The 19,527-nt window shown below is 69.8% G+C and carries 17 protein-coding genes and 1 pseudogene; 10 read left to right on the forward strand and 8 right to left on the reverse strand.

Annotation, left to right across the window (positions count from 1 at the left end; translation table 11 throughout):
• Positions 1-181: 181 nt before the first annotated feature.
• Together radA and disA are read left to right on the forward strand one after the other, a co-directional pair.
• Positions 182-1,591, forward strand: coding sequence for a DNA repair protein RadA (gene radA / locus ABEA82_RS37900; protein ID WP_345666313.1), 1,410 nt, complete (start codon positions 182-184; stop codon positions 1,589-1,591).
• A gap of 81 nt (positions 1,592-1,672) precedes the next feature.
• A pseudogene (disA, locus tag ABEA82_RS37905) lies at positions 1,673-2,797 on the forward strand (DNA integrity scanning diadenylate cyclase DisA).
• 75 nt (positions 2,798-2,872) lie between these two features.
• Here the strand turns inward: disA and ABEA82_RS37910 are convergent.
• On the reverse strand, positions 2,873-3,754 hold the full coding sequence (locus ABEA82_RS37910) for a hypothetical protein (protein WP_345666314.1): 882 nt from the start codon (positions 3,752-3,754) through the stop codon (positions 2,873-2,875).
• Between the two features lie 796 nt (positions 3,755-4,550).
• On the opposite strand from ABEA82_RS37910, the gene ABEA82_RS37915 reads away from it, so the two are divergent.
• The 5 genes from ABEA82_RS37915 (at position 4,551) to cseC (ending at position 9,153) form a co-directional block, all read left to right on the forward strand.
• The gene (locus ABEA82_RS37915) at positions 4,551-5,492 is read left to right on the forward strand and encodes an HhH-GPD family protein (RefSeq protein WP_345666315.1); all 942 of its coding nucleotides are present in this window, start codon (positions 4,551-4,553) and stop codon (positions 5,490-5,492) included.
• A gap of 283 nt (positions 5,493-5,775) precedes the next feature.
• Positions 5,776-6,315, forward strand: coding sequence for a SigE family RNA polymerase sigma factor (locus ABEA82_RS37920; protein WP_030251439.1), 540 nt, complete (start codon positions 5,776-5,778; stop codon positions 6,313-6,315).
• Entirely contained in the window at positions 6,303-6,956 is a 654-nt protein-coding gene (locus tag ABEA82_RS37925) for a hypothetical protein (RefSeq protein WP_425588592.1), read from the forward strand. Before ABEA82_RS37920 ends, ABEA82_RS37925 begins: the two co-directional genes overlap by 13 nt.
• Positions 6,957-7,093: 137 nt before the next feature.
• Positions 7,094-7,795, forward strand: coding sequence for a two-component system response regulator CseB (gene cseB / locus ABEA82_RS37930; protein ID WP_003992023.1), 702 nt, complete (start codon positions 7,094-7,096; stop codon positions 7,793-7,795).
• Positions 7,796-7,803: 8 nt separating this feature from the next.
• On the forward strand, positions 7,804-9,153 hold the full coding sequence (cseC, locus tag ABEA82_RS37935; RefSeq protein WP_039933372.1) for a two-component system sensor histidine kinase CseC: 1,350 nt from the start codon (positions 7,804-7,806) through the stop codon (positions 9,151-9,153).
• A 250-nt stretch (positions 9,154-9,403) separates the two neighbouring features.
• On the opposite strand, the gene ABEA82_RS37940 is transcribed toward cseC, so the two are convergent.
• Positions 9,404-10,999 carry an MDR family MFS transporter gene (locus tag ABEA82_RS37940; protein ID WP_345666316.1) on the reverse strand — a complete coding sequence of 532 codons (1,596 nt, stop codon included), beginning with the start codon at positions 10,997-10,999 and terminating at the stop codon, positions 9,404-9,406.
• Positions 11,000-11,142: 143 nt separating this feature from the next.
• Between ABEA82_RS37940 and ABEA82_RS37945 the strand changes: the two genes are divergently transcribed.
• Positions 11,143-11,727, forward strand: coding sequence for a TetR/AcrR family transcriptional regulator (locus ABEA82_RS37945; protein ID WP_345666317.1), 585 nt, complete (start codon positions 11,143-11,145; stop codon positions 11,725-11,727).
• A 20-nt stretch (positions 11,728-11,747) separates the two neighbouring features.
• Here the strand turns inward: ABEA82_RS37945 and ABEA82_RS37950 are convergent, their stop codons facing one another.
• The gene (locus ABEA82_RS37950; RefSeq protein WP_345666318.1) at positions 11,748-12,443 is read right to left on the reverse strand and encodes a M23 family metallopeptidase; all 696 of its coding nucleotides are present in this window, start codon (positions 12,441-12,443) and stop codon (positions 11,748-11,750) included.
• 440 nt (positions 12,444-12,883) lie between these two features.
• Here ABEA82_RS37950 and ABEA82_RS37955 point away from each other — a divergent pair, with 440 nt between their 5' ends.
• Positions 12,884-13,522 (forward strand): HAD family acid phosphatase, encoded by a 639-nt coding sequence (locus ABEA82_RS37955; protein ID WP_345666319.1) that lies wholly within the window; start codon positions 12,884-12,886, stop codon positions 13,520-13,522.
• Positions 13,523-13,583: 61 nt separating this feature from the next.
• Here ABEA82_RS37955 and ABEA82_RS37960 read toward each other — a convergent pair whose 3' ends face one another.
• Positions 13,584-16,109, reverse strand: a complete 2,526-nt coding sequence (locus tag ABEA82_RS37960; protein WP_345666320.1) for an ATP-dependent Clp protease ATP-binding subunit — start codon at positions 16,107-16,109, stop codon at positions 13,584-13,586.
• Positions 16,110-16,540: 431 nt separating this feature from the next.
• On the opposite strand from ABEA82_RS37960, the gene ABEA82_RS37965 reads away from it, so the two are divergent.
• Positions 16,541-17,407: an SCO3374 family protein gene (locus ABEA82_RS37965; protein WP_345666321.1), complete on the forward strand. Its 867-nt coding sequence runs from the start codon at positions 16,541-16,543 to the stop codon at positions 17,405-17,407.
• Between the two features lie 10 nt (positions 17,408-17,417).
• On the opposite strand, the gene ABEA82_RS37970 is transcribed toward ABEA82_RS37965, so the two are convergent.
• From ABEA82_RS37970 to ABEA82_RS37985, 4 genes are all read right to left on the reverse strand, one after another.
• Positions 17,418-17,753 (reverse strand): histone-like nucleoid-structuring protein Lsr2, encoded by a 336-nt coding sequence (locus ABEA82_RS37970; RefSeq protein WP_053673923.1) that lies wholly within the window; start codon positions 17,751-17,753, stop codon positions 17,418-17,420.
• A gap of 272 nt (positions 17,754-18,025) precedes the next feature.
• A complete protein-coding gene (locus ABEA82_RS37975) occupies positions 18,026-18,559 on the reverse strand; it encodes an amino-acid N-acetyltransferase (RefSeq protein WP_345666322.1) in 534 nt (177 codons plus the stop codon).
• Between the two features lie 9 nt (positions 18,560-18,568).
• Positions 18,569-19,012 carry a BlaI/MecI/CopY family transcriptional regulator gene (locus tag ABEA82_RS37980; RefSeq protein WP_425588593.1) on the reverse strand — a complete coding sequence of 148 codons (444 nt, stop codon included), beginning with the start codon at positions 19,010-19,012 and terminating at the stop codon, positions 18,569-18,571.
• Between the two features lie 173 nt (positions 19,013-19,185).
• Positions 19,186-19,383, reverse strand: coding sequence for a hypothetical protein (locus ABEA82_RS37985; protein WP_345666324.1), 198 nt, complete (start codon positions 19,381-19,383; stop codon positions 19,186-19,188).
• Positions 19,384-19,527: the final 144 nt, after the last annotated feature.

Genomic DNA, 19,527 nt, shown 5'->3' on the forward strand with positions numbered 1-19,527 from the left:
GCGCCGGGAGTGGCACCTTCTGGCGGCTTGAGCACATTTAATCCGTACGGGTGAAACGATCCCTCAATAGGGGACAGGAATCATATATTCCGCCGCTGGCGCAGGGTGGCGCGGCTTGGCGCACAGGCGCCCGTCCCGGTCGGTCCCCGCGTTGTCAGTGCCGGCGGCTACGGTTTCGTCCATGGCTGCCCGTACGAAGACCACCAAGGACCGTCCGTCCTACCGCTGCACGGAGTGCGGCTGGCAGACGGCGAAGTGGCTCGGCCGCTGCCCCGAGTGCCAGGCCTGGGGGACGGTCGAGGAGTACGGCGCGCCCGCGGTGCGTACGACGACGCCGGGCCGGGTCACCACCTCCGCCCTGCCCATCGGCCAGGTGGACGGCCGCCGGGCGACGGCCCGCTCCACCGGCGTGCCCGAGCTGGACCGGGTGCTCGGCGGGGGACTCGTCCCGGGCGCCGTGGTGCTGGTCGCGGGCGAGCCGGGCGTCGGCAAGTCCACGCTCCTGCTGGACGTGGCGGCCAAGTCGGCGAGCGACGAGCACCGCACGCTGTACGTCACGGGTGAGGAGTCGGCGAGCCAGGTCCGGCTGCGCGCCGACCGCATCGGCGCCATCGACGACCACCTGTATCTCGCGGCCGAGACGGACCTGGCGGCGGTGCTGGGCCACTTGGACGCGGTGAAGCCGTCGCTGCTGATCCTGGACTCGGTGCAGACGGTCGCCTCGCCGGAGATCGACGGCGCGCCCGGCGGCATGGCGCAGGTGCGCGAGGTCGCCGGTGCCCTGATCCGGGCCTCCAAGGAACGCGGCATGTCCACGCTGCTCGTGGGCCATGTCACCAAGGACGGCGCCATCGCGGGCCCGCGCCTGCTGGAACACCTCGTGGACGTCGTCCTGCACTTCGAGGGCGACCGGCACGCCCGCCTCCGGCTCGTCCGGGGCGTCAAGAACCGCTACGGCACCACCGACGAGGTCGGCTGCTTCGAGCTGCACGACGAGGGCATCACGGGCCTGGCGGACCCGAGCGGACTTTTCCTGACACGTCGGGCGGAACCGGTCCCGGGCACCTGCCTGACCGTCACCCTGGAGGGCCGCCGCCCCCTGGTCGCCGAGGTCCAGGCGCTCACGGTCGACTCGCAGATCCCCTCTCCGCGCCGCACCACCTCGGGCCTGGAGACCTCCCGGGTCTCGATGATGCTCGCGGTGCTGGAACAGCGCGGCCGGATCAGCGCCTTGGGCAAACGGGACATCTACTCCGCGACGGTCGGCGGCGTCAGGCTCTCGGAGCCCGCCGCTGACCTGGCCGTGGCCCTGGCCCTGGCGAGCGCGGCGAGTGACACACCTCTCCCAAAGAACCTCGTGGCGATCGGTGAAGTGGGCCTCGCCGGAGAGGTCAGACGGGTCACGGGCGTACAGCGCAGGCTGGCCGAAGCCCACCGTCTGGGCTTCACACACGCGCTGGTCCCGAGCGACCCCGGCAAGATCCCGCAGGGCATGAAGGTCCTGGAAGTCGCGGACATAGGGGACGCCCTGCGGGTCCTTCCACGCTCCCGTCGCAGAGAGGCCCCACGGGACGAGGAGGGTCGCCGGTAGACTTTGCCCTGGTCTCGCCCGTCCGTGCGAACCGAGTGTGCGAGACGGGGGCGTCCCAGAACCTGCGACCGGAGGAGTGCAGTGGCAGCCAACGACCGGGCAGGAGCTCCCGGAAAGTCCGGTGGGAGTGCCGGCACCGATGGCCTGATGCGCGCTTCACTGAGCGCCGTGGCACCCGGAACAGCCCTGCGTGACGGCCTGGAGCGCGTACTCCGGGGCAACACCGGCGGTCTCATCGTGCTGGGCTCCGACAAGACGGTCGAGGCGCTGTGCAGCGGCGGTTTCGTGCTGGACGTCGAGTTCACGGCGACCCGTCTGCGCGAGCTGTGCAAGCTGGACGGCGGCATCGTGCTGTCCTCGGACCTGTCGAAGATCCTGCGCGCGGGCGTGCAGCTGGTCCCCGACCCGACGATCCCCACGGAGGAGACGGGCACCCGGCACCGCACCGCGGACCGCGTCAGCAGACAGGTCGGTTTCCCGGTGGTCTCCGTCTCCCAGTCGATGCGGCTGATCGCCCTGTACGTGGACGGTCAGCGCCGCGTCCTGGAGGACTCGGCGGCGATCCTGTCCCGCGCCAACCAGGCCCTGGCGACCCTGGAGCGCTACAAGCTCCGCCTCGACGAGGTCGCGGGCACGCTGTCGGCGCTGGAGATCGAGGACCTGGTGACCGTCCGGGACGTCTCGGCGGTCGCCCAGCGCCTGGAGATGGTGCGCCGCATCGCCACGGAGATCGCCGAGTACGTGGTGGAGCTGGGCACGGACGGCCGGCTGCTGGCCCTCCAGCTCGACGAGCTGATCGCCGGTGTGGAGCCCGAGCGTGAGCTCGTCGTCCGGGACTACGTCCCCGAGCCCACCGCCAAGCGGTCCCGCACGGTCGACGAGGCGCTGGCCGAGCTCGACGCGCTCACCCACGCCGAGCTCCTCGAACTGCCCACGGTGGCCCGCGCGTTGGGCTACACCGGCTAGCCCGAGACGCTGGACTCGGCGGTGTCCCCGCGCGGCTTCCGTCTGCTCGCGAAGGTGCCCCGGCTGCCCGGCGCGATCATCGACCGCCTGGTCGAGCACTTCGGCGGACTGCAGAAGCTGCTCGCCGCGAGCGTCGACGACCTCCAGACGGTGGACGGCGTCGGCGAGGCCCGGGCCCGGAGTGTGCGGGAGGGTCTCTCGCGACTGGCGGAGTCGTCGATCCTGGAGCGGTACGTCTAGCCTTCAGCGCCCGCTGATGCGCAGAGGGGGTGTTCCCGAGCGGGAACACCCCCTGCGCGTTGCGGGACCAGCCGGTCAGTCGTCCTTCAGCACGAACGACGTCTGCACTTTCGCGAAGCCCGGTGCCTTGGCTTCCACCAGGTACGTGCCCGCCCCGGCCGAGCCGGACGGGGGCGTGGCGCACTCGGGGGCACTCGGCTTGCGGTCCCACTTCAGCATGTAGGTGATGCTGCTGCCCGCGGGGACCCGGTACAGCTGGTGTGCGGCGGCCTTCGGGCAGTCCTCGGACGACCAGTAGTCGTCGTCGGTGCTCGCCTGGGTGATGGTGAACACCGCGTTCTTCGGCCCGAGATCGATCTTGCAGTCGCTGCCGGAGATGTTCCGCGCGGTCAGCAGGAACGTGGGCGTCTTCTCGGGGCCGTAGGTGTTGTCCCGGCTGCGCAGGCTGAACTTGACCACGCTCGCGGTGCAGTTGGGCAGTGTGGAACCGGCCGGCAGCGTGTCGCCCGCGCCGACGCCGCCCACCGTGGTACCGCCGCCGGAGCCCCCGGCGCCGCCCGCCCCGCCGGTTCCGGAACCGTCACCAAAACCGTCGCCCGAGCCGCCGCCTGATCCACCGACCGCGCCGTCGCCCGAACCGTCACCACCACCGGAACCGTCACCGGATCCGCTCCCCGACCCGGAGGACGAACCGCCGGAGCCCTCGTCGCCCGACTCCTCGCGACCGCCGGGTGCTTGGCTGACCGTCGGGCCCGAACTCGACGGTCCGGGAGTGATGGAGGGTGCGGGATTCTTGCCGTTGGCTCCGTTGCCGCCGTCCTTGCCGCCTCCGCCGCCCATGGTCACGATCCAGGTGGTCAGCAGCCCCAACAGGGCGACCACGGACACCAGTACGACCCTCCGACGCCAGTAGATGGAGGAGGGAAGCGGCCCGACCGGATTGCGCAGAGATCCCACGGCGCAAACCTTACGAGAGATCGGAGCGTTCGCCGGTCCCACCCGCCGCTCCGGCCACAACTTTTCCGGATCATCATGCCGGAAACCGCCGCCTCGCCCCTGCCGTTCGTCAGGCGCGGACCCGATGATCGCTGGGTGTGACGGGATCGGCCCGCTACTCACGTTCCGTGACCGGACTACTGGTGTTTGTCGTACTGTTCGCCGCCAACTGGTGGCGCGTGCGCCGCGACAGTCCTCGTAGGTTCGCGATCGCAGTGCTTGCACCTGTGGCCAGGGCTGTGGAGCGCGGATGCGGCGGAGGGGTGAGAACGCCTCTGAGCGGGCGGGCTGTTGGTCTGAGCAGCAGCCGTTCGGCGACCCGCGGTGCCGTGCGGCCGGGGCCGGGACCGGCCGGCTTCCGCCGGCACGGCAGGTCCGACTCGGGGGCGGGCGCGACGAGTTGTCCGGGCAGGCCGCGGCGCGCGGCCCGATGCTCGTCGGCGAAGCCAAGCTCTTCGGAGCGCTGCTCGTCAGCGAAGCCACGCTCTTCAGATCGCTGCTCGTCGGATCACTGCTCCTCGGATCGCTGCTCCTCCTCGGCTCTTCCCAAGCGCGCGGGCGGCGCGGAGTCACCCGCGTCGGCCGGCTCCCGGCTCTGCCGCCGGTAGCGGCCGACAGGGCAGGGGAAGACTCGGCCGAACGGCGGCAGGGACCGGGCCTCAGGCACCGGATCGGGGGCGCAGCTTCCAGGACGCGCACCGCAACCCGCCCGCACGTACCCGGCCGCCCCGGCCCGACGTGGCACCATCGAGGTGCCATGACTGCTCCCACGAAGCCCACGCACCCGGCCCCCTCCCCCACCGACCCGGCCTCGGGGCCGCCCCTCGGAGAGAACCTGCACTCCCCCGTCATCGACTGGTTCGGCGAGAATGCCCGTGACCTGCCGTGGCGGCGTCCCGACGCCGGGGCGTGGGGTGTGATGGTCAGCGAGTTCATGCTCCAGCAGACGCCGGTGAGCCGCGTCCTGCCCGTCTACGAGCAGTGGCTGGCCCGCTGGCCGCGCCCCGCCGACCTGGCCAAGGAGGCGCCGGGCGAGGCCGTGCGCGCCTGGGGCCGGCTCGGATACCCGCGCCGCGCCCTGCGGCTGCACGGCGCCGCCGTCGCGATAACGGAACGGCACGGCGGTGACGTACCGGCCGACCACGCCCAGTTGCTGGCGCTGCCGGGCATCGGCGAGTACACGGCCGCCGCCGTCGCCTCCTTCGCGTACGGGCAGCGGCACCCCGTGCTGGACACCAATGTGCGCCGGGTCTTCGCCCGGGCGGTCACCGGCGTGCAGTACCCGCCGAACGCCACCACCGCCGCGGAGCGCAAGCTGGCCCGTGCGCTGCTGCCGGAGGACGAGCAGATCGCCGCCCGGTGGGCCGCCGCCTCGATGGAGCTGGGCGCGCTGGTGTGCACGGCGAAGAGCGAGTCGTGCCACCGCTGCCCGATCGCCTCGCAGTGCGCCTGGCGGCTGGCGGGCAAGCCGGAGCACGACGGGCCGCCGCGCCGTGGCCAGACCTACGCGGGTACCGACCGGCAGGTGCGCGGGCGGCTGCTCGCCGTATTGCGGGAGGCCCACGGTCCGGTTCCGCAGTCGGCGCTGGACCGCGTGTGGCACGAGCCGGTGCAGCGGGCCCGCGCCCTGGACGGCCTCGTCGCCGACGGACTGGTGGAGCCGCTCGCGGGCGGGCTGTATCGGCTGCCACTGACCTGACGTACAGGCAGATCACAGGGACGGGTCGTCCGTAACGCGGATCCGTAGTGGACATATACTCCTAAACCGTCACCAACACCCCCATCGCTCTACCCCGTTCCGGCTTCCGTTACACAACCGACGGACAGCCGAGTGCTAGCCGCAGGCTGCTTCGGACAGCGCCGTGACAACGCCTCCGTACCTTCAGATGCGTTCCCGGAAGACACGGGACGACCAAGGAACACAGGCAGTACGACCGGGGGCGGAGAGCCTGCCGGAACGGGGAAACGGGAGGCGGTTCACCATGGCGCAGGGCGAGGTGCTCGAGTTCGAGGAGTACGTCCGCACCCGGCAGGACGCGCTGCTGCGCAGCGCCCGCCGCCTGGTCCCGGACCCGACGGACGCGCAGGACCTGCTGCAGACGGCGCTGGTGCGGACCTACGGCCGCTGGGAGACCATCGAGGACAAGCGGCTGGCGGACGCCTACCTGCGCCGGGTGATGATCAACACGCGGACGGAGTGGTGGCGGGCCCGCAAGCTGGAGGAGGTCCCGACCGAGCAGCTCCCGGACGCCTCGGTCGACGACGCCACCGAACAGCACGCGGACCGCGCCCTGCTGATGGACATCCTGAAGGTGCTCGCCCCGAAGCAGCGCAGTGTCGTGGTGCTGCGACACTGGGAGCAGATGTCCACGGAGGAGACGGCCGCCGCCCTCGGCATGTCGGCCGGAACGGTCAAGAGCACGCTGCACCGGGCGCTCGCCCGGCTCCGCGAGGAGCTGGAGTCCCGCGATCTGGACGCACGCGCGCTGGAGCGTGAGGAGCGGGAGCGGTGCGCGGCCTGACCGGTGAGGGGTCTGCTCGGCCCCCGGGCGGCATCCAGGCGGTGAGTACGGCCCTGGCCGTGCTCACCGCCCTCGCCCTTTTGGTGTCCGCGTGCGGTGCCGGCGGCACCGGCGCCCGGGACGAGGGCCCGGCGCACGCCGACTCGTTCGCGGGCGCCGCCGGCACCGCGTCCGCGTCGCCGTCGAAGAAGCCCGACACGGTGAACGCGGTCAAGCTCGTCAAGGACGACCCGGAGGTCTCGCCCGAGGTGAAGCGCGAGCTGAAGCCGTGCGTGGCCGACGAGTACCCCGTCGACGTGTCGTACGGCAAGCTGACGGGCGGATCGGCCGACGACGTCGTCGTCAACGTGCTGACCTGTGGTGACGCGGTGGGTGTCGGCAGTTACGTGTACCGCGGGCAGGACGGCTCGTACAAGAACGTGTTCAAGGCCGAGGAACCCCCGGTCTACGCGGAGATCGACCGCGGCGACCTGGTGGTGACCAAGCAGGTGTACGACAAGGGCGACCCGGTGTCGAGCCCCTCCGGGGAGAACGTGATCACGTACAGATGGACCTCCGGCCGCTTCGCGGAGAAGTACCGCACGCACAACGACTACGGGAAGGTCGTCGGCGACAGCGCGTCGCCGGTGCCCGCGAGCTGACGCGGGCGCGGAGCCGGTGAACCGATCGGGCACCTCGGTCCGATGTTCCGGTGAACCTGTCGCACGGACCGCGCGTCCCCGAGAGAGAACGCGAAGAGCACACCCCTACGAGCCACACGAGGACTGAGAGCACCGGGATGGCAGACCAGACCCACGTCCTGTTCGTCGAGGACGACGACGTCATCCGCGAGGCCACGCAGCTCGCCCTGGAACGGGACGGCTTCGTGGTCACCGCCATGCCCGACGGTCTGTCGGGCCTGGAGGCGTTCCGGGCCGACCGCCCCGACATCGCGCTGCTGGACGTGATGGTGCCCGGCCTCGACGGGGTCAGCCTGTGCCGGCGGATCCGGGACGAGTCGACCGTGCCGGTCATCATGCTGTCGGCGCGTGCCGACTCCATCGATGTCGTCCTCGGCCTGGAGGCGGGCGCCGACGACTATGTGACGAAGCCGTTCGACGGTGCCGTCCTGGTCGCCCGGATCCGTGCGGTGCTGCGGCGCTTCGGGCACGCGGGCGGCGGCCGGGCGGAGGAGCCGGCCTCCCCGGCGGACGGTGGCGTGCTGACCTTCGGGGACCTGGAGGTCGACACCGAGGGCATGGAGGTCCGCAGGGCCGGACGGCCGGTGGCGCTGACGCCGACCGAGATGCGGCTGCTGCTGGAGTTCTCCTCCGCGCCGGGCACGGTGCTCTCCCGCGACAAACTGCTGGAGCGGGTGTGGGACTACGGCTGGGGCGGGGACACCCGTGTCGTCGACGTGCATGTGCAGCGGCTGCGGCAGAAGATCGGCCAGGACCGTATCGAGACGGTCCGTGGCTTCGGCTACAAGTTGAAGGCCTGAGCAGGGGTATGAGGGGGCAATTCCGGCGCCTGGTCGCCGCCGGTCTGGAGCGCGCGGGCATCCGCACCGGCCTGAGATGGAAGCTGAGCGCGGCCATCGCGCTGGTCGGGGCGCTGGTGGCGGTCGCCCTGAGCCTGGTCGTGCACAACGCGGCCCGGGTGTCGATGCTCGACAACGCCCGCGACCTCGCCGACGAGCGGATCATGATCGCCCAGCGCAACTTCGAGCTGTCCGGGCGGATGAACTTCCCCAACACCAAGATCGACGACCCTGATCTGCCGGAGGCGCTGCGGGACCGGGTCGAGGTGGGCCAGCGGGCCACGTACGTGGCGGACCGGCCGGGTGGCGCGCCGGACATATGGGCCGCCGTGCCGCTGAAGAACGGGCATGTGATGTCCCTGCACTCCGGCTTCACCGACCGCAGCTCGGACATCCTCCAGGACCTCGACCAGGCCCTGCTCATCGGGTCCATCGCGGTCGTCCTGGGCGGCAGCGCGCTCGGGGTGCTCATCGGCGGGCACCTCTCGCGGCGGCTGCGCAAGGCGTCCGTGGCGGCGGGCCAGCTCGCGGGCGGCGAGACGGACGTCCGGGTCCGGGACGCCATGGGCGGGGTCGTACGCGACGAGACGGACGACCTGGCCAGCGCGGTCGACGCCATGGCGGACGCGCTGCGGCAGCGCATCGAGGCCGAGCGGCGGGTCACCGCCGACATCGCGCACGAGCTGCGCACGCCGGTGACCGGGTTGCTGACCGCCGCCGAACTGCTGCCGCCCGGGCGCCCGACCGAGCTGGTCCTCGACCGGGCGAAGGCCATGCGCACGCTCGTCGAGGACGTGCTGGAGGTGGCCCGGCTGGACGGGGCCTCCGAGCGGGCCGAGCTGCAGGACATCATGCTGGGCGAGTTCGTCGCCCGGCGGGTGGCGGCCAAGGACCCGGCCATCGAGATGCGGATCGTGCACGAGTCGGAGGTCACCACCGACCCGCGGCGCCTGGAGCGGGTGCTGTTCAACCTGCTGGCCAACGCGGCCCGGCACGCCAAGCCGCCCATCGAGGTCACCGTCGAAGGCCGGGTCATCCGCGTCCGCGACCACGGCCCGGGCTTCCCCGAGGACCTGCTCGCCGAAGGGCCGAGCCGCTTCCGCACCGGCAGCAAGGACCGGGCCGGGCACGGGCACGGGCTGGGCCTGACCATCGCGGCCGGGCAGGCCCGGGTGCTGGGCGCCCGGCTGACCTTCCGCAACGTCCGCACGCCCGGGACACCGGAGCATCTGCCCGCCGAGGGCGCGGTCGCCGTGCTGTGGCTGCCGGAGCACGCGCCGACGAACACGGGGAGCTATCCGATGCTGCCGGGGTCGTAGGGCGCGGTTCGCCCGGGCCCCCGTACGTCACGCCGTCTGACCTGCGAGGCCTTCCGCTGCTTCGGCGGGTCCAGGTCGTGCGGGGACCGCCGGGGCCGACACGGCGAAGGCCCACGGGGCGGGAGCCGCCGGGGGCCTGGCACAAGGGCGATGCCGCGGCCGTAGGGCCTGAGCCGCCGGGGAGGGCTCGGGGACAGCCCCGTCGCCCCGGCAGCGCCGTGCGTCGGGGCTTCGTCGCCGTCGCCGTCGGTCAGACCGTCTCGACCACCGGCGTCTGCGCGGACGGGCCGTCCGTCTTCTCGTCGTCCGACGCCTTCGGTCCCGCCCCCTTCAGCGGCACCTCCTTCACGAACACCGCCGCCGCGAGGGCGACCACTGCCACCACGGCTCCGAGGAGGAACGCCGAGTGGGTACCGGCGGAGACCGCGTGCTGGTACGCCTCCCTGGCCAGCACCGGCAGCTTCTCCAGGCCCTTCGCGTCGATCTGCGCCGACTGCTCGGTCAGCTTGGAGCCCAGGGCACCCGCCCGCTCGGCCATGACGTCCTGGACGCGGTTGTTGAACAGCGCGCCCATGATCGCGACGCCGAAGGAGGAGCCGAGGGTGCGGAAGAGCGTGGTGGAGGAGGACGCGACGCCCATGTCCTTCATCTCCACGCTGTTCTGCGCGACCAGCATGGTGATCTGCATCAGGCAGCCCATGCCGAACCCGACCACGGCCATGAAGACACCGGACGTGAACCGCGAGGTCCCCGTGTCCATCGTGGACAGCAGGTAGAGACCGACGATCATCAGGACGCTGCCGAGGACCGGGAACACCTTGTACTTGCCGGTGTTCGTGGTGACCCGGCCGGCGACCATCGAGGTCACCAGCATCGCGCCGAGCATCGGCAGGAGCAGCAGCCCGGAGTTGGTCGCGGAGGCACCCTGCACGGACTGCTGGTACAGCGGCAGGAACAGCGTGGCGCCGAACATCACGAAGCCGGTGATGAAGCCGATGACCGACATCAGCGTGAAGTTGCGGCTGCGGAAGATGTGCAGCGGTACGACCGGCTCGGCGGCCTTCGTCTGCCAGAACACGAACCCGACGAGCGCGGCGATGCCGATGCCGATCAGCTCCATGATCCGGGCGGAGCCCCAGGCGTACTCCGTGCCGCCCCAGGTGGTGACGAGCACGATCGCGGTGATGCCGACGGTCAGCAGGGCGGCGCCCAGGTAGTCGATCCGCGCCTCGGACCGCTTCTTCGGCAGGTGCAGCACCACGCTGACGGCGGCCAGCGCGACCACGCCGAGCGGCAGGTTGATGTAGAACGCCCAGCGCCAGCCCCAGTTGTCGGTGATCGTGCCGCCGACCAGCGGTCCGCCGATCATCGCCAGCGCCATGACGCCGGCCATCATGCCCTGGTACTTGCCGCGCTCCCGGGGCGGGATCAGGTCGCCGATGATCGCCATGACGCCGACCATCAGACCGCCCGCGCCGAGGCCCTGGACGGCGCGGAAACCGATCAGCTCGCCCATGTTCTGGGCCATGCCGCTGAGTGCCGAGCCGATCAGGAAGATGACGATGGACGTCATGAACGTGCCCTTGCGGCCGTACATGTCGCCGAGCTTGCCCCACAGCGGGGTGGAGGCGGCGGTGGCGAGCGTGTAGGCGGTGACCACCCACGAGAGGTGTTCGAGCCCTCCCAGCTCACCGACGATCGTCGGCATCGCCGTACCGATGATCATGTTGTCGAGCATCGCGAGCATCATCGCGATCATCAGCGCGAGCAGTACGACCCGTACACTCCTCGGCTGTTTCCCCCCGGTGTCGGCGTCGGCCGCCGGTGTGTCCGTCGTGTCCGCCATCTCGTCCCACTCCCCCAGCTACCGCTGCTTCGCTACTTACTTGCCGACCGGCTAGTGACTACACTCGGAAGCTAGTCGCCTAACTAGCCGGGCGTCAAGTAAGTTTTATGGAAAGCGGGGCGCGTAGGAGGATGGGCGGCACCATGGACGGCACCAGGCAGCGGCGCCGCGGGGACACCCGCCAGCGCATCCAGGACGTGGCCCTCGGACTCTTCGCGGAGCAGGGCTACGAGAAGACCTCTCTGCGCGAGATCGCCGAGCGCCTGGACGTCACCAAGGCGGCGCTCTACTACCATTTCAAGACCAAGGAAGAGATCCTCGTCAGCATCTTCGAGGACCTCACCAAGCCGATCGAGGACCTGATCGAGTGGGGTCGGCGGCAGCCGCACACGCTCGACACCAAGCAGGAGATCGTCCGCCGTTACTCGGAGACGCTGGCCGAGGCCGCGCCGCTGTTCCGCTTCATGCACGAGAACCAGGCGACGGTCCGGGAACTGCGGATCGGCGAGGACTTCAAGGCCCGCATCCAGAGTCTGCGCGACATCATCATCGACCCGGACGCCGACCTGGTCGACCAGGTCCGCTGCGCCAGCGCCCTGTTCACGCTGCACGCCGGGATGTTCCTGCTCCAGGACCTGGAAGGCGACCCCGAGGAACGGAACAAGGCCGTCCTCGAGGTCGCCACGGACCTGGTGACCCAGGCCCACCGGGGAGCCGGGGGCTCGTAGGGCCTGGGCCTCCCCGATCGTCAGACCTTCACGCCCTTGGCGCGCAGGAACTTCACCGGGTCGACCGCCGAGCCGTAGTTCGGGGTCGTACGGATCTCGAAGTGCAGGTGGGGACCGCTCGAGTTACCGGTGTTGCCGGAGCGGGCTATCTCCTGGCCGGTCTTGACGACCTGGCCGATCCGCACCTCGATCTTCGACAGGTGGGCGTACTGCGAGTACGTGCCGTTGCCGTGCTTGATCACGATGGCGTTGCCGTACGCGGGACCGTCACCGGCGCCGTTCCCGCCGGCCTTGACGACGGTGCCGCCGTGGGCGGCGAGGACCTTGGTGCCGCTCGGCACGGCGAAGTCCTGGCCGCTGTGCTTGTGCGCCCACATGCCGCCGTTCTGGGCGAAGCTCGCGGAGAGCTTGTACTTCTTCACCGGGTCGATCCAGGACGGCGCGGCCTTCTTGGCGGCCTTCTTCACCGCGGCCTTCTTGGCGGCGGCGGCCTTGGCGGCCTTCTCGGCCTTCGCGGCCTCGGCCTTGGCGGCCTTGGCCTGGACGGCAGCCTGCGCCTGGACGGCGTTCGCGGTGCCGGACGCGGCCGTGGTGTCGGCGGCGGACGCGACCCCGGCTCCCAATGCGACCGAGACCCCCAGGCCGGCGGCCAGCACGGTCGCACGGGTGCGGAACTGGGACGTACGGGAAGAACGGGACGTGACGCGCTGGGACATCGAAACCTCGCGTGGAAGGGGACGGAGAAAACCACCCGACGCGCAGTCGCTCGCCGAATGGCCATCCCTTGGTAACCCGAAGTCCGACAAACACCCAAAAGCGTGATCTACGACGGAAGTTAGTAATTTGGTTCAGTGTTCTACGTCTCTTGACACAGCAGTCATTCGGGACGAATCAGGGCACTTGCCTGCACTTCGCCCTGCACGACGGGGCGGGAATCCCTTTTCTCCCGGTCTGTTTGCCACTATTCCGCGTAGTAACGGACATATCGCCTGTGCGGCATGTCACCGGGGCCCCTCTTCGGCCATTAATTAAATGTGGCGCACATCTCTAGGCGCCTACCGTCCGGTAACCCTACGGTTCCTCTCGCGCCACCCTCGCGCACGAACATGCACACGACATGTTGGCAGCGTCAAGGACGTGAGAGGACCCCCACGACATGCAGACCCTCCCCTGGTTGCGCCGCGCCTCGGTGACCGCCGTCTCGGCGGCCGCCCTCGTGGCACTGGCCGCACCGGCCGACGCCACGACCAGCACCTCCGCCGCCCCGGCCGCCACAGCGGCCGCCACGGCCGCCGCCGCGGACGTCGACCACGACACCTGGCAGAAGGACTGCCAGGCGGTGATGGACCAGGCGCTGCCCTATCTGAAGCAGCGGATCGCGGCCGCGAAGCCCGGCGAGAAGCAGGCGATCGTCTTCGACATCGACAACACCACGCTGGAGACCGACTTCGGCTTCAGCTATCCGCAGCCCGCCAACAAGCCGGTGCTGGAGGCCGCCAGATACGCCCAGGAGCGCGGCGTCGCCCTGTTCTTCGTGACCGCCCGCCCGGACATCATCTACTCGTTCACGGAGTACAACCTCAAGCAGGCCGGCTACCAGGTGTCCGGCCTCTACGTCCGGAACTTCATCGACCTCTTCAAGAACGTCGCCGAGTACAAGACGGCCCAGCGCGTCGACGTCGAGAAGAAGGGCTACACGATCATCGCGAACATCGGCAACAGCGCCACCGACCTGTCGGGCGGCCACGCCGAGAGGACGTTCAAGCTGCCGGACTACGACGGGCAGCTGTCGTAAGCGGGCATGGATAAGGGGCCGGTGCTTTTCAGCACCGGCCCCTTTCACTCGGTCGTGACGCTTACGCGTCCTTGCTCAGGTTCGGACCCGTGCCACCGGCCGCCTGCTCGATCGGCGGGGCGTCGGGCAGGGCCGACTTCTCCTCGCCGCGGAAGGTGAAGGTCTTGGTCTCGCCCTCACCCTCGGTGTCCACGACCACGATGTGACCGGGACGCAGCTCGCCGAAGAGGATCTTCTCCGACAGCGCGTCCTCGATCTCCCGCTGGATGGTCCGGCGCAGCGGCCGGGCGCCCAGCACGGGGTCGTAGCCCTTCTTGGACAGCAGCTCCTTGGCGGACTGGGAGAGCTCGATGCCCATGTCCCGGTCCTTCAGGCGCTCGTCCACCTTGCTGATCATCAGGTCGACGATCCGCAGGATGTCGTCCTGGGTCAGCTGCGGGAAGACGACCACGTCGTCGACACGGTTGAGGAACTCGGGCCGGAAGTGCTGCTTGAGCTCGTCCGAGACCTTGTTCTTCATGCGCTCGTAGTTGGACTTGGTGTCACCCTGGGCCGCGAAGCCCAGGTTGAAGCCCTTGGAGATGTCCCGGGTGCCGAGGTTGGTCGTCATGATGATGACCGTGTTCTTGAAGTCCACGACCCGGCCCTGGGAGTCGGTCAGGCGACCGTCCTCCAGGATCTGCAGCAGCGAGTTGAAGATGTCGGGGTGGGCCTTCTCGACCTCGTCGAAGAGGACGACCGAGAACGGCTTGCGGCGCACCTTCTCCGTCAGCTGACCGCCCTCCTCGTAGCCCACGTAGCCGGGGGGCGAACCGAAGAGACGCGAGACCGTGTGCTTCTCGCTGAACTCCGACATGTCGAGGGAGATCAGCGCGTCCTCGTCACCGAAGAGGAACTCGGCGAGCGCCTTGGACAGCTCGGTCTTACCGACACCGGACGGACCGGCGAAGATGAACGAGCCACCCGGACGCTTCGGGTCCTTCAGACCGGCACGCGTACGGCGGATGGCCTTCGACAGCGCCTTGACGGCGTCGTTCTGGCCGATGACCCGCTTGTGCAGCTCCTCCTCCATGCGGAGCAGGCGGCTGGACTCCTCCTCGGTCAGCTTGAAGACCGGGATGCCGGTGGCCGTGGCGAGGACCTCGGCGATCAGCTCGCCGTCGACCTCGGCGACGACGTCCATGTCGCCGGCCTTCCACTCCTTCTCCCGCTTGGCCTTGGCGGCCAGGAGCTGCTTCTCCTTGTCGCGGAGGGAGGCGGCCTTCTCGAAGTCCTGCGAGTCGATCGCGGACTCCTTGTCACGGCGGACGCCGGCGATCTTCTCGTCGAACTCGCGCAGGTCCGGCGGCGCGGTCATCCGGCGGATGCGCATCCGGGAGCCGGCCTCGTCGATCAGGTCGATCGCCTTGTCCGGCAGGAAGCGGTCCGAGATGTACCGGTCGGCCAGGGTGGCGGCCTGGACCAGCGCCTCGTCCGTGATGGAGACCCGGTGGTGGGCCTCGTACCGGTCCCGCAGGCCCTTGAGGATCTCGATCGTGTGCGGCAGCGACGGCTCCGCGACCTGGATGGGCTGGAAGCGGCGCTCGAGAGCCGCGTCCTTCTCCAGGTGCTTGCGGTACTCGTCCAGCGTGGTCGCACCGATGGTCTGCAGCTCACCGCGGGCCAGCATCGGCTTCAGGATGGAAGCCGCGTCGATGGCGCCCTCGGCGGCACCCGCACCGACCAGCGTGTGCAGCTCGTCGATGAACAGGATGATGTCGCCGCGGGTGCGGATCTCCTTGAGGACCTTCTTCAGGCGCTCCTCGAAGTCACCGCGGTAGCGGGAGCCGGCGACCAGCGCGCCGAGGTCCAGGGTGTAGAGGTGCTTGTCCTTGAGGGTCTCGGGCACCTCGCCCTTGACGATGGCCTGGGCGAGGCCCTCGACGACGGCGGTCTTGCCGACGCCGGGCTCACCGATCAGGACCGGGTTGTTCTTCGTACGGCGGGACAGCACCTGCATGACCCGCTCGATCTCCTTCTCGCGCCCGATGACCGGGTCGAGCTTGGACTCACGAGCGGCCTGGGTGAGGTTCCGGCCGAACTGGTCGAGGACCAGGGACGTGGAGGGCGTGCCCTCGGCAGGACCGCCGGCGGCGGCGGTCTCCTTGCCCTGGTAACCGGAGAGCAGCTGGATGACCTGCTGCCGCACGCGGTTGAGATCTGCGCCCAGCTTGACGAGGACCTGGGCGGCGACGCCCTCACCCTCACGGATCAGGCCGAGCAGGATGTGCTCCGTGCCGATGTAGTTGTGGCCCAGCTGAAGGGCCTCGCGGAGCGACAGCTCCAGGACCTTCTTGGCACGGGGGGTGAAGGGGATGTGGCCGGACGGGGCCTGCTGGCCCTGGCCGATGATCTCCTCCACCTGCTGGCGGACCGCCTCGAGCGAAATCCCGAGGCTCTCAAGGGCCTTGGCGGCGACACCTTCACCCTCGTGGATCAGGCCCAGGAGGATGTGCTCAGTGCCGATGTAGTTGTGGTTGAGCATCCGGGCTTCTTCCTGAGCCAGGACGACAACCCGCCGCGCGCGGTCGGTGAACCTCTCGAACATCGTTAATCGCTCCTCAGAGCGGTCAGGCAGTGGGGGGAACTTCCCCTCCCTGTCCTTCCGCAGCTTAGTCCCGCAAGCGGGGACCGCTCATTCCAACTGCCGACACCGTCGATGGCCTCCTGACCCCGAACGCCGACATCTGCTCCAACCCGATGGTGCGAGACGATGTTCCCGCAGGCCAGACAGTTACCCCCTTCGCCAGTACGCCGATGGCGAACGTGAGACGGCCTTTCCTGCGTGGCGCCCCCTCCCACTAGGGATGTCTTACCCGTGGGGACCGGAAGTCCATGCCGAACGCCCCTGTCCCCTCCGCTACGGGCGAACAACCTTGCGCCTCCCCGCGCCCCCCGCACGCGCCTTTTTTCGCGACTCTGTGCGCTTGCGGCAGCACCCAGCGTAACTCGCGTGCCGTTCGGGCGGTTGCACTTGGCATGTTCGGCGCCCCTCGCTCTGTGACCGCGTCCGGGTCCCAGGTGGTCCCGTCTCCCCGCAGGCCGCTCGACCCGGCCGGCCATGGTTCCGGTCGTCCCGTCGCGAGCGGTGAGGGCGGTGAGGGCGGTGAGGTCCGGCGGTGGTACGAGAACGAACTGGGCTGGCCGACTGCGCCCGGGGATCCGGTGCGGCTGGTGGTGGGGGCGCGCTTCGACGTCCTGGACGTACCGGCCGAGGCGGGGCACGCGGCACTCCGGCATCTGGGAGCGGGCTCTCCGGTGGCGCTGCGGGAGGGCCGGATGTGGCTGCTGGTGGCCCCGGGCAGCGCGGAGGAACTCCCTGGGCTGCTGGAGTGGCTGGAGTGGGGCTCGCTGCCGCTCGGCCTGACGGCGATCGGCGCGGGGGGACTGGTGGAGGCGCCGCTGTGCGGTGGGGCGGGGGAGGCGCTGTGCGGTGGGGCGGAGGCGCTGCCCGCTGGGGTTGAGGGGCTGCCCGGTGGGGCTGGGAGGCTGCCTGGTGAGGCGAGGGAGGCGCTGCCCGGCGGGCCTGAGGGGCTGCCTGGTGGGGCGGAGGGACTGCCCGGTGGGGCTGAGGGACTGGGGCCCTTCAGGCCGGGAGGGCCTTCGGAGGGGCGGCCGCTTTATCGGGGCCCAGTCGGTTCCCAGGGGGCCGCTGAGTGGCTGCGGCCCCCCGAGCCGGGATGCGAGGTCGAGGCCTCGCTGCCGACGCTGTCGGCCATGGGGGGCGGTGGAGACGCCCCTGATCTCGTACGGCTGGTGGACACGGTGGCCACCCACTGCCACCGGGTCCGGCTGCGGCGCGCGGGCGCCCAGCCGCCGGCCTTGCGTGCGCAGGGTCGGTGGTGAATGCAGTTGCTCAGCCGTTGGCCTTCTCGTAGGCCTCGCGAATGGTCGCGGGGACACGGCCGCGGTCGTTGACCTCGTAGCCGTTCTCCTTCGCCCAGGCGCGGATGGCCGCGGTGTCCTGGCTGCCGCTCGAAGCCGCACGTGCCTTTCCGCGCCCGCCCGAAGCCCGGCCTCCGGTACGACGACCGCCCTTCACGTAAGGCTCGAGAAGGCCACGGAGCTTGTCCGCATTGGACGTGGTGAGATCGATCTCGTACGTCTTGCCGTCCAACGCGAACGTCACGGTCTCGTCCGCCTCGCCGCCGTCGAGGTCGTCGACAAGAAGGACCTGAACCTTCTGTGCCACCGGATTTCCTTTCATCGATATCTTCAGGGCCGGGGTGTGCCGGCGTCTGCCGTATCGCCGTCCCCTGTTATATGCAGTACTGCAGTACGTCGGAAAGCAAACCGCTTTTGCCGGAAAAACACAAACCCTCGGCGGAGACCAGCAGCCCGGGCTGCGTCCGGAAACGTGCGCGTTTCGGACATAGGCCCCCTGGGCAGGACGGCGGCACAGAATATGTCTTGACGAACCGGGCGGCCGGTGTTGTGTCCCCGTCTTGTGGGCCGCCTCGACGATCACAGATGCAGAAGCATGCGACTGTTGCCCAAGGTGTTCGGTTTCACTCGTTCGAGACCGAGGAACTCCGCGACACCCTCGTCATAGGAACGCAGCAGCTCCGCGTAGACATCCGTGTCGACGGGCGTCTCGCCGATCTCCACGAAGCCGTGCTTGGTGAAGAAGTCCACTTCGAAGGTCAGACAGAAAACGCGGCGAACGCCGAGCCAGCGGGCGGTGTGCAGCAACTTCTCCAGCAACTGGTGTCCGACGCCCGCGCCCTTCAGGCCGGGCTTCACCGCGAGAGTGCGGACTTCCGCGAGGTCTTCCCACATCACGTGCAGCGCGCCACAGCCGACGACCTCGGCGTTGTCGTCCCGTTCCGCGACCCAGAACTCCTGGATGTCCTCGTAAAGCGTCACCGTCGCTTTGTCGAGCAGGATGCGACCACGGACGTAGGCGTCAAGGAGACCGCGCACTGCCTGGACATCGCTGGTACGGGCCCGTCGGACAGTGATGGCTTTTGCGGGGGCTTCGGGGCTCTTCGCGGACATGAGCGGACGCTATCGCCCGCCGTGGTCCCGAGCGGAGGCGGGGTTCTCCGGGGAGCGTTCCGGGCCTTCCCCGGGTTCCGCGGGTGGCGGTTCGGCCGATTCCGACGGTTCGGTCGGTTTCTGGGTTTCCGGGACCTGGACGATGCGCACGGCATCGCGGAGAGCCTGCCGCTGTTCCTCGCTCATCATGCCGAAGAAGGCGACGAGAGCCGCGGCGGGGTTGTCGCTCTGCGACCAGGCGTCGTTCATCAGGGCGGCGGCGTAGGCGGCGCGTGTGGAGACCGCCTCATATCGATAGGCGCGGCCTTCCGCCTCGCGGCGCACCCAGCCCTTCTGATGGAGATTGTCCAAAACGGTCATCACGGTGGTGTACGCGATGGACCGCTCCTTCTGAAGATCTTCCAGGACTTCTCGAACGGTCACCGGGCGGTTCCACTTCCACACCCGCGACATGACCGCGTCTTCGAGTTCTCCCAATGGGCGAGGCACAGCTCAGAACAATAGTGGGAGATCTCGGTAATGGCGTGGCGGACGTGCGCTTCACCGGCGAACGGGAACAAAAAGGGCGTACGACTCGAAAGCGTGTCACGCTTCGGGGTCGTACGCCGCCGGCGAGGGGGGGTGGGTCAGGCGTCGGCCTGAGGGGCCTGAGGGGGTGTCGTCGAGGGCTGCCGGGTGCCCTCCACGCGCGCGAGGGCGGCGTCCACGGCCGCGTCCTCCTTGGCCTTGTTGGCGCCGCCCTGCGTCTTCACGATCACCCGGATCACGCCGATGAAGAAGATGGCCATGACGACCGGGGGCAGGAGCGCGGAGACGTAGTCCATGGATCCAGAGTAGCCACGTCAGCCCGCGGCGAGCTGCTGGGGGTTGGCGGGAGGCGGTGGGGTGGGCTTGCGGCGCGGGAAGACCTCGCCGGGGGTGGGGATGGGGCGGGAGGGCTTCAAGTCGGAGGGCCAAGCGGTCTTAGG

The organism is Streptomyces venetus, from assembly GCF_039540295.1.
In the GTDB taxonomy this organism is placed as follows: Bacteria; Actinomycetota; Actinomycetes; order Streptomycetales; family Streptomycetaceae; genus Streptomyces; species Streptomyces venetus.